This window comes from Lachnoclostridium edouardi (genome assembly GCF_900240245.1).
Classification (GTDB): domain Bacteria; phylum Bacillota; class Clostridia; order Lachnospirales; family Lachnospiraceae; genus Lachnoclostridium_A; species Lachnoclostridium_A edouardi.
The window spans coordinates 308,603-333,170 of record NZ_OESQ01000001.1 but is presented as its reverse complement, the minus strand read 5'-3'; the positions used below and the strand labels follow the sequence as shown (position 1 = coordinate 333,170).

23 protein-coding genes and 1 tRNA gene are annotated in these 24,568 nt (G+C 43.0%); 19 read left to right on the top strand and 5 right to left on the bottom strand.

All coding sequences use genetic code 11. The features are described from left to right. Positions 1-11: 11 nt before the first annotated feature. The 4 genes from deoD (at position 12) to C1A07_RS01540 (ending at position 4,328) form a co-directional block, all read left to right on the top strand. Positions 12-734, top strand: coding sequence for a purine-nucleoside phosphorylase (gene deoD / locus C1A07_RS01555; RefSeq protein WP_101875545.1), 723 nt, complete (start codon positions 12-14; stop codon positions 732-734). Between the two features lie 179 nt (positions 735-913). After that, entirely contained in the window at positions 914-1,999 is a 1,086-nt protein-coding gene (asd, locus tag C1A07_RS01550; RefSeq protein WP_101875544.1) for an aspartate-semialdehyde dehydrogenase, read from the top strand. A 30-nt stretch (positions 2,000-2,029) separates the two neighbouring features. Next, positions 2,030-3,097: an aldose epimerase family protein gene (locus tag C1A07_RS01545; RefSeq protein ID WP_101875543.1), complete on the top strand. Its 1,068-nt coding sequence runs from the start codon at positions 2,030-2,032 to the stop codon at positions 3,095-3,097. Positions 3,098-3,131: 34 nt separating this feature from the next. Further along, a complete protein-coding gene (locus C1A07_RS01540) occupies positions 3,132-4,328 on the top strand; it encodes a cation:proton antiporter (protein ID WP_101875542.1) in 1,197 nt (398 codons plus the stop codon). Here C1A07_RS01540 and C1A07_RS01535 read toward each other — a convergent pair. Continuing rightward, positions 4,321-4,806, bottom strand: a complete 486-nt coding sequence (locus tag C1A07_RS01535) for a YbaK/EbsC family protein (protein WP_101875541.1) — start codon at positions 4,804-4,806, stop codon at positions 4,321-4,323. The two genes, C1A07_RS01540 and C1A07_RS01535, sit on opposite strands and share 8 nt — an antisense overlap. 141 nt (positions 4,807-4,947) lie before the next feature. Between C1A07_RS01535 and C1A07_RS01530 the strand changes: the two genes are divergently transcribed. From C1A07_RS01530 to C1A07_RS01520, 3 genes are read left to right on the top strand one after another with little or no spacing between them, the layout of a single operon-like run. After that, positions 4,948-6,972, top strand: a complete 2,025-nt coding sequence (locus tag C1A07_RS01530) for a DNA topoisomerase (protein ID WP_101875540.1) — start codon at positions 4,948-4,950, stop codon at positions 6,970-6,972. Next, positions 6,969-7,646 (top strand): LbetaH domain-containing protein, encoded by a 678-nt coding sequence (locus tag C1A07_RS01525; protein WP_101875539.1) that lies wholly within the window; start codon positions 6,969-6,971, stop codon positions 7,644-7,646. Before C1A07_RS01530 ends, C1A07_RS01525 begins: the two co-directional genes overlap by 4 nt. 12 nt (positions 7,647-7,658) lie before the next feature. Further along, positions 7,659-8,990: a sodium-dependent transporter gene (locus C1A07_RS01520; RefSeq protein ID WP_101875538.1), complete on the top strand. Its 1,332-nt coding sequence runs from the start codon at positions 7,659-7,661 to the stop codon at positions 8,988-8,990. Positions 8,991-9,104: 114 nt separating this feature from the next. Here the strand turns inward: C1A07_RS01520 and upp are convergent, their stop codons facing one another. Both upp and C1A07_RS01510 read right to left on the bottom strand, forming a co-directional pair. After that, positions 9,105-9,734: a uracil phosphoribosyltransferase gene (gene upp, locus C1A07_RS01515; RefSeq protein WP_101875537.1), complete on the bottom strand. Its 630-nt coding sequence runs from the start codon at positions 9,732-9,734 to the stop codon at positions 9,105-9,107. Between the two features lie 37 nt (positions 9,735-9,771). Next, on the bottom strand, positions 9,772-10,572 hold the full coding sequence (locus C1A07_RS01510; RefSeq protein ID WP_101875536.1) for a hypothetical protein: 801 nt from the start codon (positions 10,570-10,572) through the stop codon (positions 9,772-9,774). A 213-nt stretch (positions 10,573-10,785) separates the two neighbouring features. On the opposite strand from C1A07_RS01510, the gene C1A07_RS01505 reads away from it, so the two are divergent. Then, positions 10,786-11,442 carry a phosphatase PAP2 family protein gene (locus C1A07_RS01505; protein WP_101875535.1) on the top strand — a complete coding sequence of 219 codons (657 nt, stop codon included), beginning with the start codon at positions 10,786-10,788 and terminating at the stop codon, positions 11,440-11,442. On the opposite strand, the gene C1A07_RS01500 is transcribed toward C1A07_RS01505, so the two are convergent. Next, a complete protein-coding gene (locus C1A07_RS01500; protein ID WP_101875534.1) occupies positions 11,432-13,189 on the bottom strand; it encodes an ABC-ATPase domain-containing protein in 1,758 nt (585 codons plus the stop codon). The two genes, C1A07_RS01505 and C1A07_RS01500, sit on opposite strands and share 11 nt — an antisense overlap. A gap of 134 nt (positions 13,190-13,323) precedes the next feature. On the opposite strand from C1A07_RS01500, the gene C1A07_RS01495 reads away from it, so the two are divergent. From C1A07_RS01495 to C1A07_RS01455, 9 genes are all read left to right on the top strand, one after another. Beyond that, positions 13,324-13,406, top strand: a tRNA-Leu gene (locus tag C1A07_RS01495). A 196-nt stretch (positions 13,407-13,602) separates the two neighbouring features. Continuing rightward, entirely contained in the window at positions 13,603-13,950 is a 348-nt protein-coding gene (locus tag C1A07_RS01490; protein ID WP_101875533.1) for an anti-sigma factor family protein, read from the top strand. Positions 13,951-13,964: 14 nt separating this feature from the next. After that, positions 13,965-16,697 (top strand): DNA polymerase I, encoded by a 2,733-nt coding sequence (gene polA, locus C1A07_RS01485; protein WP_101875532.1) that lies wholly within the window; start codon positions 13,965-13,967, stop codon positions 16,695-16,697. Positions 16,698-16,742: 45 nt separating this feature from the next. Next, a complete protein-coding gene (gene coaE, locus C1A07_RS01480) occupies positions 16,743-17,345 on the top strand; it encodes a dephospho-CoA kinase (protein WP_101875531.1) in 603 nt (200 codons plus the stop codon). Further along, complete coding sequence (locus C1A07_RS01475) at positions 17,342-18,139, top strand: MBL fold metallo-hydrolase (protein ID WP_101875530.1); 798 nt, start codon at positions 17,342-17,344, stop codon at positions 18,137-18,139. The genes coaE and C1A07_RS01475 overlap by 4 nt, the downstream gene beginning before the upstream one ends. A gap of 44 nt (positions 18,140-18,183) precedes the next feature. Then, on the top strand, positions 18,184-18,456 hold the full coding sequence (locus tag C1A07_RS01470) for an ACT domain-containing protein (protein ID WP_101875529.1): 273 nt from the start codon (positions 18,184-18,186) through the stop codon (positions 18,454-18,456). A 30-nt stretch (positions 18,457-18,486) separates the two neighbouring features. Further along, complete coding sequence (locus C1A07_RS01465; protein ID WP_101875528.1) at positions 18,487-19,851, top strand: PFL family protein; 1,365 nt, start codon at positions 18,487-18,489, stop codon at positions 19,849-19,851. Positions 19,852-19,865: 14 nt separating this feature from the next. After that, entirely contained in the window at positions 19,866-20,507 is a 642-nt protein-coding gene (locus C1A07_RS01460) for a histidine phosphatase family protein (protein WP_101875527.1), read from the top strand. Between the two features lie 24 nt (positions 20,508-20,531). Next, a complete protein-coding gene (locus tag C1A07_RS01455) occupies positions 20,532-21,704 on the top strand; it encodes a class I SAM-dependent methyltransferase (protein WP_101875526.1) in 1,173 nt (390 codons plus the stop codon). On the opposite strand, the gene C1A07_RS01450 is transcribed toward C1A07_RS01455, so the two are convergent. Continuing rightward, a complete protein-coding gene (locus tag C1A07_RS01450; RefSeq protein ID WP_101875525.1) occupies positions 21,694-22,941 on the bottom strand; it encodes a tRNA(Met) cytidine acetate ligase in 1,248 nt (415 codons plus the stop codon). The two genes, C1A07_RS01455 and C1A07_RS01450, sit on opposite strands and share 11 nt — an antisense overlap. 161 nt (positions 22,942-23,102) lie before the next feature. On the opposite strand from C1A07_RS01450, the gene C1A07_RS01445 reads away from it, so the two are divergent. After that, on the top strand, positions 23,103-23,435 hold the full coding sequence (locus C1A07_RS01445; protein WP_101875524.1) for a cyclic-di-AMP receptor: 333 nt from the start codon (positions 23,103-23,105) through the stop codon (positions 23,433-23,435). Positions 23,436-23,558: 123 nt separating this feature from the next. Next, complete coding sequence (gene pta / locus C1A07_RS01440; RefSeq protein WP_101875523.1) at positions 23,559-24,554, top strand: phosphate acetyltransferase; 996 nt, start codon at positions 23,559-23,561, stop codon at positions 24,552-24,554. Positions 24,555-24,568: the final 14 nt, after the last annotated feature.

Below are 24,568 nucleotides of genomic sequence, written 5' to 3'. Positions count from 1 at the left end.
GAGGAGAAAATATGCCAGAACTGAGAATACCTACCCCTCATATTGAGGCAAAAAAGGGAGAGATTGCAGAGACAATTCTGCTTCCGGGAGATCCTTTGCGGGCAAAGTTTATAGCTGATAATTTTTTAGAACAGGCAAAGCAGTTTAACGGCACCAGAAATATGCTGGGATATACAGGGCTTTACCGAGGAAAGCCTGTTTCAGTTATGGGGACAGGTATGGGGTGTCCCTCTATTGGAATTTATTCGTATGAATTAATTCATGGCTATGGATGTAAAAATCTGATTCGAGTGGGAACGGCAGGATCTCTTCAAAGCCATGTGAAGGTAAGAGATATGGTATTTGGCATGGGAGCATGTACAACCTCTAATTTTGTGCGTCTTTTGGGACTTCCAGGAGATTATGCTCCTATTTGCAGCTACAAGCTGTTAGAAAAAGCGGTGGAGGCTGCCAAAAGAAAGGGCCTGACATACCATGTGGGAAATCTCCTTACTTCTGATATGTTTTACAGTCCGGGGGAAGGGCCTGGAAAAGGTTTATCCTGGACAGACATGGGAGTTTTAGCTGTGGAGATGGAGGCGGCGGCTTTATACAGCAACGCTGCAGCCGCAGGGGTCCACGCCCTTTGTATTGTTACAATTTCTGACTCTGACGCCACCGGGGAGGCTACGACGGCAGAAGAAAGACAAAATACATTTACAAATATGATGGAAGTAGCTTTAGAATTAGCATAAATATTCAGCGCTGCTGAGGGTTCCGCCATAGACGTTCATTTTATGCAAATTCTATAAAAATGTTTTTTATATGCGGACAAATGTATTTTTATGGCGAATATTACTTGCATTTTTTCAAGGATTGGTATAGGATATGCACAGAAAATGAAAAATCTAAAGATACTGTTAGGAGAGCAATTATGGAAAAGAAATTAAGAGTAGGCGTGTTAGGCGCCACAGGAATGGTTGGACAGAGATTTATTTCTCTACTGGAAAATCACCCATGGTATGAGGTGGTAACTGTGGCTGCAAGCCCTCGTTCAGCTGGAAAAACATATGAGGAGGCTGTAGGCGGACGTTGGAAGATGACTACGCCTATGCCGGAAAGTGTAAAAAATCTGGTGGTTATGAATGTAAACGAGGTGGAAGCCGTAGCCTCCGGCGTAGATTTTGTATTCAGCGCCGTAGATATGAGCAAAGAGGAAATCAAGGCAATAGAAGAGGCATATGCAAAAACAGAGACTCCTGTTGTTTCCAATAACAGCGCTCACAGATGGACTCCAGATGTTCCTATGGTTGTTCCGGAGATTAATCCAGAGCATTTTGAGGTGATTCAGTCTCAGAGAAAGCGTCTTGGAACAGAAAGAGGATTTGTGGCAGTAAAGCCAAATTGTTCTATTCAAAGCTACGCGCCGGTGCTTACTGCCTGGAAGGAGTTTGAGCCATACGAGGTGGTAGCTACTACATATCAGGCTATTTCCGGAGCAGGAAAGACATTTAAGGATTGGCCGGAGATGGTAGAAAATATTATTCCGTTTATCGGCGGAGAAGAGGAAAAAAGCGAGCAGGAGCCTTTAAGACTTTGGGGAAAAGTGGAAAATGGACAGATTGTAAAGGCTGCAGAGCCGGTAATTACATGCCAGTGTATCCGCGTTCCGGTGTTAAACGGCCACACAGCGGCTGTATTTGTAAAGTTTAGAAAGAAGCCTACAAAGGAACAGCTTTTAGACCGTTTAGCAAACTTTAAGGGGCTTCCTCAGGAATTAAAGCTGCCAAGCGCTCCGGCTCAGTTTATTCAATATATGGAAGAGGACAATCGCCCTCAGGTAACATTAGATGTAGATTATGAAAAAGGCATGGGCATCTCTGTTGGCCGTCTGAGAGAGGACACTGTATATGATTGGAAGTTTGTAGGACTTTCTCACAATACAGTCCGGGGAGCTGCAGGAGGAGCTGTGCTTTGTGCAGAGCTGCTGACAGCTCAGGGCTATATTCAGAGTAAATAAGTCTTTTAAAGTTCAGGGGGGAATTGAATTATGGCATGTAGGAAAGTATTATTTGGTATGCTGCCTGACGGCAGACAGGTAAATCAGTATATTTTAGTGAACGCCAGGGGAACAGAGGCTGCATTTTTAGATTTGGGCGCTATCTGGAATACAATGAAGGTGGCAGATGCAGCAGGAAACACGGCGGATGTGGTTTTAGGCTATGATAAGCCGGAATATTATCTGCAGGACGGAGCTTATTTTGGAAGTATTATTGGACGTAATGCCAACAGAATCGGAGGAGCCGGCTTTCAGCTGAATGGAACAACATATTCTCTGGCCTTTAATGACGGAAACAATAATCTTCACAGCGGACCTGATCTTTACCGCAACAGAATCTGGGAGACAGAGGTGGAGGAGACAGAGGAGGAAACTACCCTTATTTTTTCTCTTTGGAGCGAAGATATGGATCAGGGATATCCTGGAAGAGCCAGAATCGAGGTGCGCTATACTCTTACTGAGGACGACTGCATAAAAATTCAATATCATATGGTATGTAATAAAGATACTATCGCCAATTTTACAAACCACAGTTATTTTAACTTGGCAGGCCATAACAGCGGCAGCGCTATGGACCAGGAGGTTTGGATTAATGCCGTTCGGTTTACTCCTGCAGATCAAGGCTCAATTCCCACAGGAGAAATCCAGTCTGTAAAAGGAACTCCCATGGACTTTACAGAATATAAGGTGATTGGTCACGAGATTGACGATAATTATGAGCAGCTGGTTTGGGGCAATGGATATGACCATAACTGGGTGTTAAATGATTATGGAAACGGCCTGCGTCTGGCAGCAAAGGCCAGGGACAAAAAAAGCGGACGTGTTTTGGAGACATACACAGATCTTCCGGGAATTCAGTTTTATGCAGGTAATTATCTGGACGGAAAACTGCCTGGAAAAGATGGGGCTGCTTATGGAAAACGTCACGGCTATTGTTTTGAGACCCAGTATTATCCTGACGCTATTCATCATATGAACTTCCCCTCACCTATTTTAAAAGCCGGGGAGGAATATAAAACAACTACAATCTACAGATTTTTAACAGAGAAGCAGCAGTAGTGCTGCTTTTCTGCATTTTGTAAGGAGAAAAAATATGTTAACTTCATTGGCTCTCATCTTTCTTGTAGGTTTGGCTATGGGGGCTGTCTGCCAGTTTTTAAAGCTGCCTCGTATTATTGGTATGCTTATAACCGGCATTATATTAGGGCCCTATGTTTTGAACCTGCTGGATTCGTCTATTTTATCTGTTTCTGCTGATTTGCGGCAAATGGCGTTAATAATCATATTGCTAAAGGCCGGACTTTCTCTTAATCTGGCTGATTTAAAAAAAGTGGGACGCCCGGCTATTATGATGGCCTGCATTCCGGCAAGCTGCGAGATACTTGGCTTTTTCCTTTTTGCGCCTTATATTCTCGGTATTACAAGAATTGAAGCCGCCGTTACGGGGGCTGTGTTAGGCGCTGTTTCTCCGGCAGTAGTGGTGCCCCGTATGGTGCAGCTTATGGAAAACGGATATGGAACAGAAAAAAGTATTCCTCAGCTAATTATGGCCGGAGCGTCCTGCGACGATATTTTTGTGATTGTATTATTTTCTACATTTGTCACCATGGCTCAGGGAGGCGGGGTAAATGTTATATATTTTGTCAATATTCCGGTTTCCATTATTCTAGGTATTATTTTAGGGGCTGTTGTGGGATATGTTTTAAGTGCATTTTTTGAGAAAGCATACGCTTACAGGCACTGCGTCAGGAACAGTATGAAGGTGATTATTGTTTTAGGAATTTCATTTTTACTTATGGCAGTAGAGACATGGATGAAAGAGGTTGTTTCTGTTTCCGGCCTGCTGGCAGTTGTCAGCATGGCCTGCGTATTAAAAATAAAAAGCCCTGAATTTGTGTCAAAAAGGCTTTCTGAAAAGTTTGGCAAGCTGTGGCTGGCAGCAGAAGTGATTCTATTTGTATTAGTGGGAGCGGCAGTTGATATTCGGTATACCTTAAATGCTGGAATTGCCGCTGTGTTAATGATATTTACAGCCTTAATTTTCCGTTCTCTGGGAGTGGCTGTCTGTCTGGTAAAAACATCTCTCAACTTTAGAGAGCGCCTGTTCTGTATGATTGCCTATCTTCCAAAAGCAACAGTACAGGCGGCAATTGGTTCTGTTCCATTGGCAATGGGGCTGCCCTGCGGCCAGATTGTACTTTCTGTAGCTGTTGTGGCAATTTTGCTGACAGCCCCAATAGGCGCCTTTGGGATAGATTTAACATATAAGAGATTTTTGAAAATCAAATAGTTTCATTAATAGGCGTACATATATCTACCCACTGTTTTCCGTGAGAATATTCCTGCAACTGGCTGCAGCTTAATTCAATTGCTGAGTTAGAACTGCCAGCAGCCGGAAATACAGTGGAAAAACGCTCCATAGACTGATCTAAATATATTTCTGTGGAATCAGGATTGGAAAATGGGCATACGCCTCCAGGTTCATGGCCGGTTAGTCTTTCTACGTCGCCGCCGGACAGCATTTTAGCTTTAAATCCAAAAAACTTTTTAAATTTACTATTGTCTATTTTCATATCTCCAGATGTGACAACAAGAATACAGGAATCCCCGGCTTTATTATAAAAAGATAATGTTTTGGCAATTCTGGCCGGCTCCACGCCTACTGCCTGGGCAGCCAGGGCGACAGTGGCGCTGGACACAGGAAACTCCAGAATATGTTCCTCCATATTCAAGGTTTTAAAATATGATCGTACGTTTTCTATAGACATTGTATATAAATCCTTTCTGCAATTAACATGAAAAACTGTTTGCCAGGTCTTTCACGAGTGCTACTATTTTTTAATTGTATCATTGCCTTTCTGGATTTTCAATGATATACTAGTAAGAGTTTTTTGTGGAGGGAGGAATTTATGGCAAAATCCCTGTATATTGCAGAGAAACCAAGCGTGGCTCAGGAGTTTGCAAACGCGCTGAAAATAAAAGGAAAACGTGGAGACGGTTATTTAGAGTCAGAGGAGGCGGTAGTTACCTGGTGCGTAGGCCACTTGGTTACTATGAGTTACCCTGAAGCCTATGATATAAAATATAAACGGTGGAGCCTGGAAACCCTGCCTTTCCTGCCCAAAGAATTTAAGTATGAGATTATAGAAGGCGTGGCAAAACAGTTTAAAATTGTCAGCTGGTTGTTAAACAGGCCGGATGTGGACACTATATATATATGTACAGACTCCGGGCGGGAGGGAGAGTATATTTATCGTTTAGTAGACCAGATGGCCGGAGTTCACGGAAAAAGCAGAAAACGAGTGTGGATAGATTCTCAGACTGAGGAAGAAATTTTAAGAGGCATCCGCCAGGCAAAGGACTGGGAGGAGTATGATAATCTTTCTGCCTCTGCCTATTTAAGAGCAAAAGAAGATTATCTTATGGGAATAAACTTTTCCAGACTGCTTACATTAAAGTATGGGCCTGCAATTTCCAGTTACATGAAAACCAAATGGACCGTGCTGTCAGTAGGCCGTGTTATGACATGTGTTCAAGGCATGGTAGTCCGCCGGGAAAGGGAAATACGCAGCTTTGTGAAAACCCCCTTTTACCGGGTTTTAGGAGTTTTTGATTCTCAGAACATGGATATTAGCGGCGAGTGGAAGGCAGTGGAAGGCTCGAAGTATTTTGCCTCCCCATATTTATATAAAGATAATGGATTTAAAGAGAAAGAGAAGGCAGAGGAGCTGATCCGCGGACTTTCCCAGAAGGCTCCTATGGAGGGACAGCTGGTTTCTGTAGAAAGAAAAAAGGAAACTAAGAATCCTCCTCTGCTTTACAATTTGGCTGAGCTTCAGAATGACTGCTCTAAAATGTTTAAAATCAGTCCTGATGAAACCTTAAAGATAGTACAGGACTTGTATGAAAAAAAGCTTGTGACTTATCCCAGAACAGATGCAAGGGTATTGTCTACAGCAGTGGCAAAGGTGATAAGTAAAAATATAAGCGGGCTGCGGCAGTTAGAAAAGCTGGGCGGCTTTGCCGGGGAAATTTTGGACAAAAAGGCTTATACAGGCCTGTCTAAAACCAGATATGTAAATGATAAGCAGATTACAGATCACTACGCAATTATTCCTACAGGTCAGGGCCTTGGGGCTTTAAAAAGCCAGAAAGAGCTGTCTGTAAAGGTTTATGAGGTAATTGCCAGAAGGTTTTTAAGCATATTTTATCCGCCTGCCATTTACCAGAAGTATAATCTGGAAATAGTTATGGATGGGCCTGAGGAGAAAAAAGAGCATTTTTTTTCCAACTTCCGGATTTTAAAGGATGCAGGCTATTTAAAGGTGTCTGGCCAGGAAGGGGACGAAAAAGGTCAGGGAAATAATCAGAAGAATCTGACAGATCCTGAGTTTATCGCCATGCTGGGAACCTTAAAAAAGGGTATGGTACTGCCGGTAAAAGAATTAACAGTAAAAGAAGGAGAGACCTCCCCGCCTAAACGTTACACTTCAGGTTCTATGATTCTGGCAATGGAAAACGCAGGACAGTTAATAGAAGACGAGGAGCTGAGGGCCCAGATTAAGGGAAGCGGCATAGGCACCAGCGCCACCAGGGCGGAAATACTGAAAAAGCTGGTGAATATTCAGTATTTGTCTTTAAACGGAAAGACTCAGGTAATTACTCCGACTTTGCTGGGAGAAATTATATTTGACGTGGTCAGCGCTTCCATACGCCAGCTTTTAAATCCTGACTTGACGGCCAGCTGGGAAAAGGGATTAACTTATGTGGCAGAGGGCAGTATTACATCAGAGGAATATATGGAAAAGCTAGAGCATTTTGTTACAGCCAGAACAGTTACAGTTCTGAATTTAAGAAATCAGTATGATCTGCGCAGCTGCTTTGACGCAGCGGCAGCTTTTTATAAAAATAATGAAAAGAGGTCAAAAAAATGAAAAAAGACAACATGAAAATTACAGATTTATATGATTTAAAGAAATCTATCAGCTGCATCTACCTGGAAAGATACACATATCCATGGGAAGTGCTGCCTCACATTGGGGAAATTATTATGGAGCTGGGGGCCACTCTTCCAAGGGATGAATATAATCACTATGGAAAAAATATTTGGATTCATAAGTCTGTGGAAATGCCTCCTACAGTGGGAGTAAAGGGCCCTGTCATTATTTGTCCTGACGCAGAAATCCGCCACGGAGCTTATATCAGAGGAAATGTAATTATCGGCGGCGGAGTAGTAGTAGGCAACTCTACAGAGCTGAAAAATGTAATTCTGTTTGATAAGGTTCAGGTACCTCATTACAATTATGTGGGCGACTCTATTTTAGGATACAAGGCTCATTTAGGAGCCGGCGCCATTACCTCCAATGTAAAATCTGATAAGCAGCTGGTAATGATTCACGGCGAAGACGGAGAAATCGAAACTGGTTTAAAAAAGGTTGGAGCTATGATCGGAGATGAAGTAGAGGTAGGCTGCAACTCTGTTTTAAATCCAGGCACTGTTATTGGAAAAAAATCTACAGTTTATCCTCTGTCCTGCGTCAGAGGCTGTATAGAGGCAAATTCTATTTATAAATGCCAGGGCGAAATCGCATTAAAGGAAGAGAGATAAGAGGATACAGAAATGACAGAGCATAGAAACCCAGTTGGAAAAAACGGTCAGTTTGCGTCCAGATTAGGCTTTGTGCTGGCTTCTGTAGGGTCTGCAGTGGGAATGGGAAACATTTGGATGTTTCCCTACCGGGTGGGCCAGTACGGCGGAGCTGCATTTCTGATTATATATTTTGGATTCATTATTCTATTTGGCATTGTAGGGCTTTCTGGAGAATTTGCCTTTGGGCGGCTTACCAGAACAGGCCCCATTGGATCTTATGATTATGCAATGAAAACAAGAGGAAAAAGAGGGGGAGGATTTTTAGGGGCCATTCCCCTTATTGGTTCCCTTGGAATTGCCATTGGATACGCGGTAATTGTAGCCTGGGTGTTAAGATATATTTTTGGTTCTCTTACAGGCGTTATGCTGAAAACAGATGCCAACGAATATTTTGCCCGGTCAACAGGCCATTTTGGAAGCTTGTTTTGGCATATTGCAGTAGTTATAATGACGGCGGTGATTTTGTCCGGCGGAGTAACTAAGGGAATTGAGAAAATCAACAGCATTCTCATGCCCCTGTTTTTCATTTTATTTGTGCTGATTGCCGGGAGAGTATTTTTCCTGCCGGGAGCCCTGGAAGGGTATAAATATTTGTTTATTCCTAATTGGAAGCAGCTGCTTTCCCCTGAAACCTGGATTATGGCCATGGGACAGGCTTTCTTTTCCCTGTCCATTACTGGTTCGGGAATGATTATTTATGGAAGCTATCTGGATAAAAAAGAGGATGTGCAGAAGGCCGCTGTAACTACGGCCCTTTTGGACACAGTTGCTGCTATGCTGGCAGGCCTTGCTATAATTCCTGCAGTATTTGCCTTCCAGATGGACCCGGCCTCCGGACCGCCTTTAATGTTTATTACCCTGCCTAAAGTGTTTGCCCAGATTCCGGGAGGACGGTGGATCGCCGTATTATTTTTCGTTTCTGTATTGCTGGCGGGAATTACCTCTCTGGTAAATATGTTTGAAGTATGTGCGGAGGCGGCTCAGACTCATTTAAACATGAAGAGAAAAACAGCGGTTGCCCTGGTGTCGGCAGCAGTACTGTTAGTAGGCGTATTTATTGAATACGAGCCGTTTATGGGAAAATGGATGGACATTATTACAATTTATGTAGTTCCCTTCGGCGCCGTGCTTTGCGCTATAATGATTTACTGGGTGCTGGGAACAGAAAAGATTGATGGGGAAATCAACAGCGGCCGTCCAAAGCCGGTGGGAAAAGTTTTTGATTTTACGGCAAAATATATTTATGTATTTCTTACTGTGCTGGTTTGTATTTTAAGCGTAGTTTATAAGGGAATCGGATAATAGTTTAAAACTGAATTTTCAGAAAATAGATTTTAGAAAGATTATGAAAAGGGTCTGATGCATTTTACACCAGGCCCTTTTTTGCAAGGAAAAGCAGTAATGCTTGTGAGCAACTTATTTTGTTCCGAAAATTCTGTCCCCGGCGTCTCCTAAACCAGGGCAGATGTATGCGTTTTCGTTTAAACAGCGGTCCAGATGTCCAATGTAAATCTGAATATCAGGATGTGCCTCGTGAAGGCGCTTTAGGCCTTCTGGGGCGGCAATAATGGCCATAAACTTAATCTGTTTTCCGCCGTGCTTTTTAATAAAGTTTACAGCCTCCACAGCAGAGCCGCCTGTGGCCAGCATGGGATCAGTCACTACAATGGTTCTCAGCTCAATAGGGCTGGGAAGCTTACAGTAATACTCGTGAGGCTCGTGTGTAACCTCGTCCCTGTATAAGCCGATATGGCCAACCTTAGCAGAAGGAACAAGGGCCAAAATGCCGTTTACCATGCCAAGGCCAGCTCTGAGAATAGGCACAACAGCCAGTTTTTTTCCTGCAATCATTGGCGTCATACACGTCTCAATAGGAGTTTCCACCTCTACCTGCTGAAGCGGAAGATCCCGCAGGGCCTCATATCCCATAAGCATTGCAATTTCTTCAATTAATGCCCGGAATTCGTTGGTGCCTGTGTTTTTGTTGCGGAGAATAGAAATCTTGTGCTGAATCAGAGGATGCTGAAAAATTGTTATGTTATCCATAAATATAAAAGATCCTTTCTTTTGTATTTTTAATGAATTACTTTGTATCTGGTGAGAAAACAACTACTGCATAATCGCCTAACGCGTGAGGCACAGAGAAGGAGATATAGATTTCTCCCTGTTTTTCGTAGCTGAAAGCTTCTGGGAAAGTATCGCCCTTTAAGGGGAAGTCGGCCTCTTTAAAAAGAGTGTGGAAATAATCAATACTCTGAGAGTTTTTATATTCCTTTAAAGCCGCTTCCAACTCAGAATCAACACCGGCAAATTTACAGTCCTCTGACATTACATAACCGGCCATCGTGTATGGGTCTGCATATGTAGAAAGTCCTACGTCCTCAGCCTTGTCCAGATCTACTGTATTTGTATAGTAGATAGAAACAGGATGAGCAGCTCCGGAAGACGAAAGATCTCCTGTATAAACAGCTGTAAGACGACGATTGCTTATTGACATTACCTTACACTTAATATTTAAAGTATCCTTTGCCTCGTCAGCTCCATATGCCTTAATTACAGAGAGAGCATTATTCTTTAATAGATCGTTTACTGCAGTCATATCTCCGCTGCCAGAAAGTACGGGATATTCAATGGAAACGCTGTTCTCCTTGTAAGTAGCCAAGCTGGAGGCGATCCCTGACTGAGAGGAATCAGAGCCTTTGTCTGCTTCCTGTGAAGCTTCCTCCTCAGTAGGAGCTTCCGTGGCGGCTGTTGTGGAAGGCGCCATAGTTTCAGCAGCAGTCGTATGTTCGCTGGAAATATCCACTTTATTTTTGGATTTACAGCCCCAAAGCATACATGAGCTGGCAATAACAAGTGCTGGAATTATAAGAGTTCGTTTCATAAAAACTCCTTTCTTTTGTGTTTAATAATACTTATTTTACCATCTGCCCTGAAATGATACAACAGAAAATGGAAGATTTAAAGAAATATTTGGTTTTTTGTAAAAGTGAAAATATTGTCATATTTTGTGGACTTTTTTAGACCTGCGAGGTACAATAACGCTGATTATAAAAAACGCTAAATATAAAAGAATGAAGAAAAAGGAGAACAAACAATGAAGCTATTAGACTGGGGCAGGAAGAACAGACATTGTCTGCTGCTTTTATACTGGATTCCCTTTTTAACGGCCTTTTATCTTTTAGAGCAGTATATACAGCCAAGATATATTGTTCACTGCAGACTGGATGATATGATTCCGTTTATTGAATATTTCATTATTCCGTATTTTTCATGGTTTCTTTTGCTTCCGGCCGCCTTTCTTTATACCTTGTTAAACAGCAAGGAGGATTTTCAGAATCTTTGTTTAATTATGTTTGGAGGAATGACCATTTGCCTGATAGCATATATTTTATTTCCCAACGGGCTGAATTTAAGACCTGACAGTATTAACAATAACATATTTGGAAATATGGTGATGGCTTTACAGTCTGTGGACACCCCTTCTAATGTGTGTCCTTCTATTCACGTATCTACCTCTGTATCTGCCGCTATTGTAGCGGCCCGGTCTAAAAAAATGAAAACCTGCCCTGGGCTCAGGGCAGGAATATATATTTGGGCGGCGTTAATATCCATGGCAACCATGTTTATTAAACAGCACTCCGCAGTAGATGTAATTTTGGGAGCAGCTCTCAGCCTCAGCCTGTCTGTACCTGTATACGGGGCAGACTGGAGGGCCAGGCTGAAAGGCACCTGCCTGGAAATTATTTTGTAATACTTCCGCGGTATCTGTTCAGGCAGGCAAAAATTTCCTGTGTCCTGGGCTTTGCCAGCCCGCAGGGAACATAAGAAAAAGTAAAGGCGGCCCAGCCGTCTTTTTCTATGGCCTTATTTACGGCAGAAACAATTTGGCGAAAGGTCATAGGCCTGTCTGTTAAATTTTCTAATACATATCTGAGAATATAAGCCAAAGCGGCAGTTTGTTCTGAATCATTTAATTGCTCTAAATACCGAAGGTCAATATTTTCCTTATCCAGAGAAAAACCGTCTTTTCCAAAGGCTTTTATTTTCATATGTTCTCTGCCTGGACGGGTGAAACCGCCGGAGGGCCGGCGCCTTTCGCCTTTTTGAGAAAAGGATTCTTTTCCCCTGGATGGACCGGGGCTTAATGTGCGGGTAAACATAGGAACTTCAAAATGGGAAGCTCTGGTTTTTGGGGCTGTCCGGCCCTGGCACATGGATTTTACATGTTCTGTAATATCTAAAGGTTTATAGCTGTCCATTTGAATTACAGTATCTGCAATATGGAAAAAGGCGCCTGAGCTGCCTGCCACCAGAATAGTAGAAATACCGGCCTGTAAATACAGATCCCTGGCTCTCTCTAAAAATGGAGTAATAGGCTCCTTGTCTCTGCTGATTACCTGCTGCATAAATTCGTCCCGCACCATAAAGTTGGTGGCGGAGGTATCCTCGTCTATGAGAAACAGCTTTGTTTCTGCTTCAATGCCTTCCACAATCCCTGCAGCCTGGGAGGTGCTTCCGCTGGCGTCTAAGGTGGAAAATCTGGAAGTGTCCTTTTTATTTGGCAGATCATTAATAAACAGAGAAATATTTACGTTGTTAATACTGCGCCCGTCCTCGGCCCGCAATTTAATGGCTGTACAGTCTGTAATGGCATATTCTCGTCCGTCGCCTGCAATATGGTTGTACACTCCATTTTGCAAAGCCTCCAGCAAGGTGGATTTGCCGTGATAGCCTCCTCCTACAATTAAAGTGATGCCCTGGGGAACAGCCATGCCTGTAATAGGGCCTTTATGAGGCAAAGTAAATGTTTTTTCCATGGATTTAGGAGAAATAAAAGGCACAGAGCCTTTCATAGGCTTGTCGGACACACCGCTTTCTCTGGGGAGAACAGAGCCGTTGGCAATAAATGCAGTAAGCCCCTCCTCCCTCAGTTTATTTCTGATAAATTCCTGGTCCTCAGCTAAAAATACAGTGTCCTCCACTGCCTTTTTATTTAACCGGTGATAGAAAAAAGATTGTTCTACGCATTTCGGGAGAAAATCAAATAAAATCTTTTCCAGCTCCCCGGCGCAGATGGTTCTTCCAAAGGCGGGAAAGCCTACGTGAAAACGAGCTGTAATAAAGGCGTCAGAAATCTGACATGCGCTGCGCTCTAAAATTTCCTGCCCGCATCTGCTGACAGAAAGAAGGCCGCTTTTTCCTGAGCCTTTGGCCTTAAAATTAAAGTCCTGAAACTGTTTCCAAAGGATTCTGGTAAGATGGTCCTCCAAGGCTGCTTTGCACACATGGGAGGAATAAAAGGAAAGAGGAAAGCCTGCCGCCTTAACAGGTATTTCTACGCTTAAACTGGAGGGGGAGGCAAAGGGATCTCCCTGCACATGGTCAATAAAAAGAGTATACCCTGGAAAATGGTATGCACCGGCCAGGGATTTGTAGGCAGGATAGCTTTTATGGTCAATAGATCGAAGCATAGTTCTCAGTTCTTCTGATTGTTTCATAAATCAATATCTCCTTATTAACAATGAAATTGGTTGTAGAATACCGCGGATTATGGAAATTTGCAAGAAAAAATTTTAAAAAACTGTTGCAATTTTCCTTTTTTTTTGATAATATAGTCTCCGTTGAGCAGTAAGCCGGCCTGTCGGAATGGCAGACGAGGTGGACTCAAAATCCATTGATGGCAACATCGTGCGGGTTCAAGTCCCGCGGCCGGCACTCCTTGGCAGGGGCAGAGGGAATATCGTGAGATTGTCTGTAAGATGATTTCACTATATTCCCTCTTTTTTTGCTATACCGGAAACCGCGTTAAGACTTTCATATAAAGGATTATGAAAAATAAAAATAGAATCATCTTGCTATTTTTTTTTACAGTGCTTACAATAGAACTATTGAAAAAAGGAAGGTGCAGAATATGACCTGTCACGAGGTGGAAGGGATGATCCTTCCCTACATAAACAAAAGATTAAAAGACGAGGATATGGAAGGCTTTTTAAATCACGTGCTGCACTGTGAAAGCTGCATGGAAGAGCTGGAGATCTATTTTACTGTTGATTATGGTATCCGCCGGCTGGATGATGATGAAGGAACCTATAATATAAAAGAGGCGCTGTTTCAGAATATTGACAGCTCTTTAGAGCATATTAAAAAAGTACATATACTGACTATTTTCAGGTATGTGATGACCACTCTCAGCACTATGGGAATAATTATAATTTTTTTGCTGCAGCTGAGGATTTGGTGGCAGACGGGAATTTTTTAGTTTAGGAGATGAAAATGAGCAAATTAGTTTTAATTGACGGGCACAGCATACTGAACCGGGCCTTTTACGGGGTGCCGGATCTTACTAATTCAGAAGGAATCCATACAAATGCAGTGTATGGATTTTTAAATATTATGTTTAAAATCCTGGACGAAGAGCAGGCGGACCATTTGGCTGTGGCCTTTGATTTAAAAGCGCCTACTTTCCGTCATAAAATGTACCAGGCCTACAAAGGCACCAGAAAGCCTATGCCGGAGGAGCTGGTGCAGCAGGTGCCTTTGATGAAGGAAGTATTGGAGGCCATGAACGTCCCTATTTTAACAATGGAAGGATATGAGGCTGACGATATTCTGGGCACAGTGGCAAAAAGGATGCAGGGAGAAGGAATAGAGGTATCTGTTGTTTCAGGGGACAGAGATTTACTGCAGCTGTCTGATGAAAAAATTAAAATCCGCATTCCCAGGACAAGCAGGGGAACTACAGAGGTAAAGGATTATTATCCTGAAGATGTAAAAAACGAATACCATGTAACTCCAAAAGAGTTTATAGATGTAAAAGCTTTAATGGGAGATACCTCTGACAATATTCCGGGAGTGCCCAGTATAGGAGAGAAAACAGCTACTAATTTAATTGCTGAATATAAAAGTATTGAAAACGCTTACGCTCATATTGATGAGATCAAGCCGCCCAGGGCCCAGAAGGCGTTAAGAGAGCATTATGATATGGCCCAGATGAGTAAAACACTGGCTGAGATTGCCTTAGATTGCCCCATTGATTTTTCTTATGAGAAGGCGGAAATAGGCAATCTGTACACAGAAAAAGCTTATGATTACATGAAGCGTCTGGAGTTTAAATCTATACTGGCCAGATTTGGAGGAGATGAAAGAAAGCTGTCCTCTGTAGAAGAGTATTTTAAAAATATATCTGGAAAGAAAGAGGCAGAAAAAGCCTTCTCAAAGGCAGAAAGGGCAAAATGCACAGGATTTCAGCTGATTTTTGGCAAGGCCCTGGCTGCTGCAGGACAGGGAGAACAGCTGTCTTTATTTGCAGCTGAAAACGGGGAGATTTCTCTGGATGAAGAAGAGAAAGATGGGGATAAAGTAGTGGGCTTGGCTTTGTGCACAGGTGAAAAAGACATTTATTGCATTTTAGTATCCCAGGAAATATCTTCTGCCTGGCTTTTAGAACAGGTGAATCGTATGGTTTCTGCTTCAGGAGAAAAGCAGTTCTGGACTTTGGATTTAAAAGCTCAGCTTCCTGTTTTAAAACTGGAATATAAAGACAATGTGTGGGATGCAGGAGTAGCCGGATATGTTTTAAATCCTTTAAAGGATTCTTATAAATATGATGATCTGGCCAGAGATTACTTGAATATGACAGTGCCTTCAGAGGCAGATCTTCTGGGAAAAGTAAAAGTGGGAGACGGCCTGGCAAAAGGAGAGGAAAAGGCTTTCATTTGTCTTGGCTTTATGGGATACACTGCCTGGAAATCAGCCGGACCTTTAATGGAAAAATTAAAAGAAACCGGGATGGATGTTTTATTTAAGGATATTGAGATGCCTTTGATTTACAGCCTTTTTCATATGGAGCAGGCCGGAATTAAGGTGGAAAAGGATAAGCTTAGGGAGTACGGAGACAGGCTGAAGGTAGGCATAGAAAAGCTGGAGCAGGAAATTTATAAGGAAACAGGGGAGACCTTTAACATTAATTCTCCAAAACAGCTGGGAGAAATTCTGTTTGGAAAAATGGAATTAAAAGGCGGCAAAAAAACAAAAACAGGATATTCTACAGCAGCAGATATATTAGAAAAGCTGGCCCCTGATTATCCGGTGGTGCAAATGATTCTGGATTATAGGCAGCTGACAAAGTTAAATTCCACTTACGCGGAAGGGCTGGCAGCTTATATTGGAGAGGATCACAGAATTCACGGAAAATTTAACCAGACAATTACAGCCACAGGCAGAATCAGCAGCACAGAACCAAATCTTCAGAATATTCCGGTGAGAATGGAGCTGGGAAGAGAAATCAGAAAGGTTTTTGTGCCGGAAGAAGGGTATGTGTTTGTAGATGCAGACTACTCTCAGATTGAGCTGCGCATACTGGCTCACATGTCAGGAGATCAAAGACTGATTGAGGCTTATCAGTCTGCCCAGGATATTCACGCCATAACAGCCTCCCAGGTATTTCACATTCCTTTAGAGGAGGTGACGCCTCTTCAGAGAAGAAACGCAAAGGCAGTAAACTTTGGAATTGTATATGGGATCAGCGCCTTTGGATTAAGCGAGGATTTAAGTATTTCCAGAAAAGAGGCACTGGAATATATTAATAAATATTTTGAAACATATCCGGGAGTAAAAGCGTTTTTAGACAAGCTGGTGGAGGAAGGCAAGGAAATGGGATATGTTTCCACAATGTTTGGAAGAAGACGGCCAATACCGGAGCTAAAATCAGGCAACTTTATGCAGCGCTCCTTTGGAGAACGGGTGGCAATGAATTCTCCTATTCAGGGAACAGCCGCCGACATTATGAAAATCGCCATGATTGGAGTAGACAAGGAGCTGAGAAAAAGAGGAATGAAGTCCAGAATTGTACTTCAGGTTCACGACGAGCTGCTAATTGAGGCCTGGAAGGACGAGGTAGAGGATGTAACAGACATTCTGGAGGATAAAATGAAACATGCGGCTTTCTTAAAGGTTTCTTTAGAGGTGGAAGCGAAAACAGGAAACTCCTGGTTTGACGCAAAGTAATAGAAGAGTATAGAAAAGATAGAAAAGAAGGAACAGCAGAATATAATGGGGAACAAGAAAATAATCATCGGCCTGGTTGGAGGCGTAGGTTCAGGGAAAAGCAGTATTTTGGAGGTTCTGGAAAAGGAATACGGGGCCAGGGTGATTCAGGCCGACCACACAGCGAAAAAGCTGATGGAGCCTGGAGAGCCTGGCTTTCTGGCTGTGACAAAGGAGTTGGGAACCGGCTTTTTAAAGGAGGACGGCTCTATCGACAGGGCGGCTTTGGCAGAGCTTATTTTTCACAGCCAGGCTGCCAGAGACAAAGTAAACTATCTGATTCACCCTCTCACATGGAAGAAAATTAAGCAGGAGGCAGAGGAGGCCAGGGAAAAGCTGGTGGTGGTGGAGACAGCTGTTATGGATGAAAAAATACATGACATTTGTGAAGAAATATGGTATGTTTATACATCAAGAGAGAACAGGATTACAAGGCTTATGGAGGGACGAGGGTACACCAGAGAAAAATGTGAGGCCATTATGAACAGTCAGTGGGGGAAAGAACAGTTTCAGGCTGTAAGCGCCAGAGAGATTGATAATAATAAAAGTCCCGGGGAAGCCATGGACCAGGTAAGAAAAATCTTAAAAGATAAAGGAATAACACCATGAGATTTGTAAGCATTGCCAGCGGAAGCAGCGGAAATTGTATTTATGCGGGGACAGACGATACCCATATTCTTGTAGACGCCGGAATCAGCAATAAAAGAATTCAGCAGGGATTAAATGAAATTGGAGTGTCGGGAAACGACCTGTCAGGGATTTTAATTACCCATGAGCACTCAGACCATGTAAAAGGCCTGGGAGTGCTGGCCAGAAAGTATGAGGTTCCCATTTACGGAACAGAGGAGACTTTGGAAAAAATTTCTAAACTTTCCTCTTTAGGAAGCTATCCTGCACACTTATGCAGGCCGATACAGCCGGACGTGGAATTTTGTATTGGAGATATGAAGTTTATGCCCTTTCACATTGACCACGATGCGGCGGATCCTGTAGGCTACAGAATACACAGCGGAAGAAAGACAGTGGCAGTGGCTACAGATATGGGCCATTTTGACGAATATATTATTCGCCATCTTCAGGGGCTGGACGCTATTTTGCTGGAGTCCAACCATGATGTAAATATGCTTCAGACAGGTCCGTATCCTTATTATTTAAAAAGGCGGATTTTAGGAGAGCATGGACACCTTTCCAACGAGACGGCAGGCAGGCTGTTAAATTACATTGTCCACGACGGCCTGAAAAGTATTGTTTTAGGCCATTTAAGCAAAGAAAACAATTATGCAGAGCTGGCTTATGAGACAGTAAAGCTGGAAATTACTATGGGAGACAACCCTTATAAGGGAACAGATTTCTCTATCACAGTGGCCAGAAGAGATGAAATGTCAGAGATTATCACTCTTTAAATTAAAGAGTACATATAAAATACTATAAAACCGGAGGGATAAAAATGAACAAGGCGATTATTACGGTAATAGGAAAAGACACAGTAGGCATTATTGCCAAGGTATGTACTTACCTGGCTGAAAACAGCGTGAATATTCTGGACATTTCTCAAACCATTGTTCAGGAATATTTTAACATGATGATGATTGTGGACACCACGAAAGCCTCTAAAGATTTTGGAGCTATGGCGGAGGATTTAGAGGCTTTGGGAGAAGAAATCGGCGTTCGGATTAAATGTCAGAAGGAAGAAATTTTTACTAGTATGCACAGAATCTAATACCAATAGAGAAGCGAGGATGAGACGGCTATGTTAAATATGTTTGAGGTCACTGAGACAAACAATATGATTGAGCACGAAAAACTGGATGTGCGTACAATTACCTTGGGAATCAGCCTGTTAGACTGCTGCGATTCTGATTTAAATGCAGTAAATGAAAAGATTTATAAAAAAATCACTTCATTAGCCGGGAGCCTGGTAAAAACCGGCCGGGAAATTGAAAGAGATTTTGGAATTCCTATTGTAAATAAGCGTATTTCTGTAACCCCTATTGCCCTGGTAGGCGGCTGCGCCTGCAAAACTCCGGAGGACTTTGTAACAATAGCAAAAACCTTAGATCAGGCTGCAAAGGAAGTGGGAGTCAACTTTATTGGAGGATATTCTGCCTTAGTAAGCAAGGGAATGACAACAGCTGATGAAAATTTGATTCGCTCCATCCCAATGGCTCTGGCTTCTACAGAAAGGGTGTGCAGCTCTGTAAATGTGGGTTCTACAAAAACAGGCCTGAATATGGATGCAGTGCGGCTGATGGGGGAGATTGTAAAGAAAACTGCCGAGGCTACGAAGGAAAATGATTCTTTAGGCTGCGCTAAGCTGGTGGTGTTCTGCAACGCTCCAGACGACAATCCATTTATGGCGGGAGCTTTTCACGGCGTGACAGAGGCTGACGCTATTATTAACGTGGGAGTCAGCGGACCGGGAGTTGTGAAGGTGGCTTTGGAAAAGGCCAGAGGAGAAAACTTTGAGGTGCTTTGCGAGACCATTAAGAAAACTGCGTTTAAAATCACCCGTGTAGGCCAGCTGGTAGCTCAGGAAGCGTCTAAGCGTATGGGGATTCCTTTTGGCATCATTGATCTTTCTCTGGCGCCTACGCCGGCAGTGGGAGACAGCGTGGCAGAAATTCTGGAGGAAATCGGCTTGGAAAGAGTGGGCGCCCCTGGAACAACGGCGGCTCTTGCTATGCTGAACGATCAGGTGAAAAAAGGCGGAGTTATGGCATCCTCTTATGTAGGAGGACTTAGCGGGGCATTTATTCCTGTCAGCGAGGATCAGGGAATGATCGACGCAGTTACTATGGGCGCTTTAACATTAGAAAAGCTGGAGGCTATGACCTGCGTCTGCTCTGTAGGACTGGATATGATTGCGATTCCGGGAAACACAGCGGACACTACGATTGCAGGAATCATTGCAGATGAGGCTGCCATTGGAATGATTAATCAGAAAACAACAGCTGTCCGTGTAATTCCTGTAGTGGGAAAAGACATAGGAGATACAGTAGAGTTTGGCGGCCTTTTAGGCTATGCGCCTGTAATGCCTGTGAATCAGTATTCCTGTGAGAAGTTTGTCGCAAGAGGCGGCAGAATTCCGGCGCCTATTCACAGCTTTAAAAATTAATCAGGGGAAAGCAGATGAAAATATATTTAATCCGCCATGGAAGACAGTGCAGCAGGCTGTGCAATGTAAACGTAGATCTGGCCAAGGAGGGATATTTACAGGCCCGGCTTTTAGGCCGCCGTCTGGAAAAGGCGGGGATTGAAGCCGTTTATTCCAGCCATCTGCTGAGAGCTGTTGAAACGGCTGATACTGCCAATGAGATCTGGCAGGCTCCCAGAATAATTCGTCAGGAAATCAGGGAAATCTCTTTTGGCCATATGGAAGGCATGACAGACAAAGAAATCTGTGAAAAGTATAAAGACTTTAAGGCTGCTCAGGCTAAAATGGAGGAGGATCTGCCTTACCCAGGCGGGGAGTGCGGTCAAGATGTAGTAAACCGGGCGTTTCCCCTGCTGAAGGAAATAGGAGAAACCGAATTTCAGACAGTGGCTGTGGTAACTCACGGCGGAGTGATCAGAGCCTTAACTGCATGGATTTTAGGCATGGACATGGCCAGATGGCGCCAGCTGGGGAAGGATTTGGAAAACTGCAGCATTACAGAGCTTAGATATGACAGAGAGCGGAAGGTGTTTACTTTAGAGCGTTTTAATGATTACGCCCATTTAGAAGCTCATCCCCACTTACTTAGAAAAGGCTGGATATGCCGGGAAAATTAAAAATAACAGGATAGAAAGCAGATTATGAATAATCAGGATAAAGAAAAGCTGACAGGAATACTGGAACAGTTTATAAACAATAAGCTGTATGCGGCAGTAATCAGCAATCCCTTTGAAAAGGGCAGAATTATAAAAATAAAGCTGCGTCCTTTAATCATTAAGGGAAGTCTGTTATATCAGGCTGAGGAGTTTACAGAGAAACAGGCTTTTCACAAAAATATGACCGCCGCAGAGGCATGTGCTTATGTAGGGGAGGCAATGGACGGCTGCTTTAAACAGCTGGAAATTACCTCAGAGGCAGGACAGGTCCATGTGCTTGTCAGCAAAAAGGGAAAAGCTACTTTTAAAATAAAGTCAAAGGCTCCGGCAAAAATTACAGATATGCCTCAGGGACTTGCCCACAACAGAAAGAAGCAGTATGTGCTGGAGGAGGGAGTTCCTGTGCCCTTTCTTATTGATCTAGGAGTTATGACAGACCAGGGAGCGGTTATTCGCTCCAGGTATGACAAATTCAGACAAATAAACAGATTCCTGGAATTTATAGAAGATATTCTTCCAAAACTGGATAAAGAAAAAGAAACTACAATTATAGACTTTGGCTGCGGAAAGTCATACCTTACCTTCGCCATGTACCATTATTTAAAGGTGTTAAAGGGATATCCAATAAAAGTAATAGGGCTGGATCTGAAAAAGGATGTAATAGAGCGGTGCAGCCGGTTAAGCAAAAAGTACGGATATGATACTTTAACATTTTGCACAGGGGATATTGCCTCCTATGAGGGGGTGGACCATGTGGACATGGTGGTTACTTTACATGCCTGCGATACGGCTACAGATTACGCTCTTGCAAAGGCTGTAGGCTGGGGAGCCAAAGTGATTCTTTCTGTGCCCTGCTGCCAGCATCAGCTAAACAGCCAAATGGAAAATAAGTTGATGGAGCCAATTTTCCATTACGGTCTGTTAAAGGAGCGGATGGCCGCTTTGTACACAGACGGACTGCGGGCGGAGATTTTAGAGAATGTAGGATACCGCACCCAGGTAATAGAGTTTATTGACATGGAGCATACGCCTAAAAATATTTTGATTCGGGCAGTGAAGCAGGGAAAGCCTAAGGACAACAAGAAAGAGTTAAAAGAGCTGATGGATTTTCTTCATGTAAAGCCTGTGCTGGCAAGCCTGCTTTTGCCTACAGAATAACAATGGGCTGAGTAAATTCATTTTTAGGCTGAATGTGGTATTTATCCGCCAAAACAGCCTGATAAATGTGGGAGGCGTACATATCCTGTTTGAGAAAATAATAAGCCTCAGGGTCTAAAGTTTTTTCACAGCCGCTGATTTTAGTGACAAGAGGAATGGAGGAAGCCTGCTTTAACTTGGATAAAAGAGGAGCGGAATCTTTGCGGAAGCCTAAAATCCTGGCATAAGGGGCGAAGCCGGCCTCTTTTAGCCTGAGAGAATCTGTTTCAGTTACGCCTAAAATAAGATGAAGCAAGGCTCTGCTGATTCTGGTGTAGGTGTAAGCCTTAGATTTTAACTGCTGGATTCTCTGGGAAAAAGTCCCTCCGGACAATTCTGATTTTAATAAGCGAGCTGCCAGCTCATCAGAAAAGCTGTAGATTTCTCCTAACGCGGCTGGATTTTTTCTGGAAACTTTAAGTAAAGCCAAGTTAAGGAGAAGAGAAAAATCATCTACATACAAAGGATAAGCCTTTTCGTACAGAGAAAGAATTTCCTGAGGAATATGGCTTTTCCAGTGAGTATTTTCCTGCTTCATGGAGGAACGGACTGCGGAGGCGGAGCTGTAGGCAGCAGAATTTTTTGCAGCTTCTAAGTCAGTGCTGTGGTAGCTTCCCAGACGTTTCACAGCAACAGGTTTTATATGGCTGTTTAGACGGAGCAGCCCTTTACAGTATTCAATTCCTAAAATGTTATTGGGTGAGGAGAGAAGGGAGGAATCCCACTTTTTACTTCCGGCCTCCTGCATACAGCTTTTATAGGCGGCGGCTCTGGCCGCAGGGTAAGAAAGGCCGTTTTTTAGCTGGGCTTTTAAATAATAAGAAAATTCTGGAGGTTCGCTGCACAAAAAGGCAGCGGCAGCTTCCAGTTTTTTTATATCTCCCAATTCACTTCCAAAGCATAAAAAATCTACAGCCCCTAAACGGTGAAAAAGAGCGGCCCCGCAGGCTGCAAAATCCTGGGCGCTTCCAGTTGCAAATAGAGAGGGCAGTTCTAAAACTAAATCAGCGCCTGCTAAAAGAGCAGACTTTGCCCTTGTATATTTATCAAAAACAGCAGGCTCTCCCCGCTGCACAAAATCTCCGCTGACAGCAACAATAATATAATCACATCCAGTGCTTATTCTGGCCTGCTCTATATGGTACATATGACCTTTATGAAAAGGATTGTATTCAGCAATAATTCCAGTAACCTTCATAAAATTCCTCTTTATATTATTTTTATAATAGTTTGTGAATTATTTTACCATCTTAACAAGAAAAAGTCATTAACCAAGTAAAAAATGTGGTATAATAAGAACGCTGGGCAAATATTTAAAAAGCCTTGTAATAATAATTTGGAATGCAGGAGGATGCAGTTATGAAATTAGTATATGCAATCGTGAGAAAAGATAATGAGGACGAGGTAATTGAGCATCTGACTATGGAGCATTTTTCCATAACAAAATTAGCTACAACAGGAGGATTTCTGCGGAAGGGCAATACAACCCTGCTCATAGGAACAGAAAATGACAAGGTAGATCAGGTAATTGATATTATTAAGCAGGAGTGCGGGGAGCGGCAGAAGATTACAGTAAATATGCCGTATATGTCAGGCACTTCAATGGTGAATTATACAACAATGCCTATGGCCGTAGAGGTGGGAGGAGCCACAATTTTTGTTGTAGATGTGGAAAGATACGAGAAAATTTAACAAATATAGGGAAAAAGTACTGAAAAAAATGCAATAAAATCGTCACAATCCCTTGTACTGGTTCAGTGCCTGTTATATAATGAAAGAGAATGTAAAAACGTACGAAAGGGGACTGAATGCCACATGGGATTTATTGACATTATTAAAGAAAAAGCAAAAGCTGACAAAAAGACAATCGTTCTTCCAGAGTCTATGGACAAAAGAACATTTGCAGCTGCTGAAAAAATTTTAAAAGAGGGATTGGCTAACCTGGTGATTATCGGAACACCAGAGGAAGTGGAGGAGAACAGCAAGGGCTACGATATTACAGGCGCAACTGTGATCAATCCATTTACATACGAAAAGACACAGGAGTATATTGATCTTTTCGTAGAGCTGAGAAAATCTAAAGGAATGACTCCAGAACAGGCAAAGGAGACCATTCTGAAAGATTACGCTTACTATGGCTGTCTTATGATTAAAAATGGAGATGCAGACGGTATGGTTTCCGGCGCATGTCACTCCACAGCTAACACATTAAGACCTTGCCTTCAGATTATTAAGACAAAACCAGGCACAAAGCTGGTTTCCGCTTTCTTCCTGATGGAAGTGCCGGATTGCCAGTACGGCGAGAACGGAACATTTGTATTTGCCGACTGCGGATTAAATCAGAATCCAAATCCAGAAGAGCTGGCAGCTATTGCTGTTTCTTCAGCAGAAAGCTTCCGTATGCTGGTAGGAAAAGAGCCTAAGGTTGCTATGCTGTCTCATTCCTCTATGGGAAGCGCAAAGCATGATGACGTAACTAAAGTAGTAGAAGCTACAAAGCTGGCAAAAGAGATGGCTCCTGAACTGGCTTTAGACGGTGAGCTTCAGTTAGACGCAGCCATTGTTCCAGAGATCGGCGCTTCCAAGGCTCCGGAGAGCAAGGTTGCAGGACAGGCTAACGTGCTGGTATTCCCAGACCTGGATGCAGGAAATATTGGTTACAAGCTGGTACAGAGATTGGCTAAGGCAGAAGCATACGGACCAATGTGCCAGGGTATTGCAAAGCCTGTAAACGATCTGTCCAGAGGCTGCTCAGCAGACGATATTGTAGGCGTTGTAGCGATTACAGCTGTACAGTGCCAGAATCAGTAATGATTATATAGATA

Excerpts from the sequence above, each read along its gene's own strand:
- deoD (WP_101875545.1), top strand. The coding sequence starts at position 12 with ATGCCAGAACTGAGAATACCTACCCCTCATATTGAGGCAAAAAAGGGA.
- asd (WP_101875544.1), top strand. The coding sequence starts at position 914 with ATGGAAAAGAAATTAAGAGTAGGCGTGTTAGGCGCCACAGGAATGGTT.
- C1A07_RS01545 (WP_101875543.1), top strand. The coding sequence starts at position 2,030 with ATGGCATGTAGGAAAGTATTATTTGGTATGCTGCCTGACGGCAGACAG.
- C1A07_RS01540 (WP_101875542.1), top strand. The coding sequence starts at position 3,132 with ATGTTAACTTCATTGGCTCTCATCTTTCTTGTAGGTTTGGCTATGGGG.
- C1A07_RS01535 (WP_101875541.1), bottom strand. The coding sequence starts at position 4,806 with ATGTCTATAGAAAACGTACGATCATATTTTAAAACCTTGAATATGGAG.
- C1A07_RS01530 (WP_101875540.1), top strand. The coding sequence starts at position 4,948 with ATGGCAAAATCCCTGTATATTGCAGAGAAACCAAGCGTGGCTCAGGAG.
- C1A07_RS01525 (WP_101875539.1), top strand. The coding sequence starts at position 6,969 with ATGAAAAAAGACAACATGAAAATTACAGATTTATATGATTTAAAGAAA.
- C1A07_RS01520 (WP_101875538.1), top strand. The coding sequence starts at position 7,659 with ATGACAGAGCATAGAAACCCAGTTGGAAAAAACGGTCAGTTTGCGTCC.
- upp (WP_101875537.1), bottom strand. The coding sequence starts at position 9,734 with ATGGATAACATAACAATTTTTCAGCATCCTCTGATTCAGCACAAGATT.
- C1A07_RS01510 (WP_101875536.1), bottom strand. The coding sequence starts at position 10,572 with ATGAAACGAACTCTTATAATTCCAGCACTTGTTATTGCCAGCTCATGT.
- C1A07_RS01505 (WP_101875535.1), top strand. The coding sequence starts at position 10,786 with ATGAAGCTATTAGACTGGGGCAGGAAGAACAGACATTGTCTGCTGCTT.
- C1A07_RS01500 (WP_101875534.1), bottom strand. The coding sequence starts at position 13,189 with ATGAAACAATCAGAAGAACTGAGAACTATGCTTCGATCTATTGACCAT.
- C1A07_RS01490 (WP_101875533.1), top strand. The coding sequence starts at position 13,603 with ATGACCTGTCACGAGGTGGAAGGGATGATCCTTCCCTACATAAACAAA.
- polA (WP_101875532.1), top strand. The coding sequence starts at position 13,965 with ATGAGCAAATTAGTTTTAATTGACGGGCACAGCATACTGAACCGGGCC.
- coaE (WP_101875531.1), top strand. The coding sequence starts at position 16,743 with ATGGGGAACAAGAAAATAATCATCGGCCTGGTTGGAGGCGTAGGTTCA.
- C1A07_RS01475 (WP_101875530.1), top strand. The coding sequence starts at position 17,342 with ATGAGATTTGTAAGCATTGCCAGCGGAAGCAGCGGAAATTGTATTTAT.
- C1A07_RS01470 (WP_101875529.1), top strand. The coding sequence starts at position 18,184 with ATGAACAAGGCGATTATTACGGTAATAGGAAAAGACACAGTAGGCATT.
- C1A07_RS01465 (WP_101875528.1), top strand. The coding sequence starts at position 18,487 with ATGTTAAATATGTTTGAGGTCACTGAGACAAACAATATGATTGAGCAC.
- C1A07_RS01460 (WP_101875527.1), top strand. The coding sequence starts at position 19,866 with ATGAAAATATATTTAATCCGCCATGGAAGACAGTGCAGCAGGCTGTGC.
- C1A07_RS01455 (WP_101875526.1), top strand. The coding sequence starts at position 20,532 with ATGAATAATCAGGATAAAGAAAAGCTGACAGGAATACTGGAACAGTTT.
- C1A07_RS01450 (WP_101875525.1), bottom strand. The coding sequence starts at position 22,941 with ATGAAGGTTACTGGAATTATTGCTGAATACAATCCTTTTCATAAAGGT.
- C1A07_RS01445 (WP_101875524.1), top strand. The coding sequence starts at position 23,103 with ATGAAATTAGTATATGCAATCGTGAGAAAAGATAATGAGGACGAGGTA.
- pta (WP_101875523.1), top strand. The coding sequence starts at position 23,559 with ATGGGATTTATTGACATTATTAAAGAAAAAGCAAAAGCTGACAAAAAG.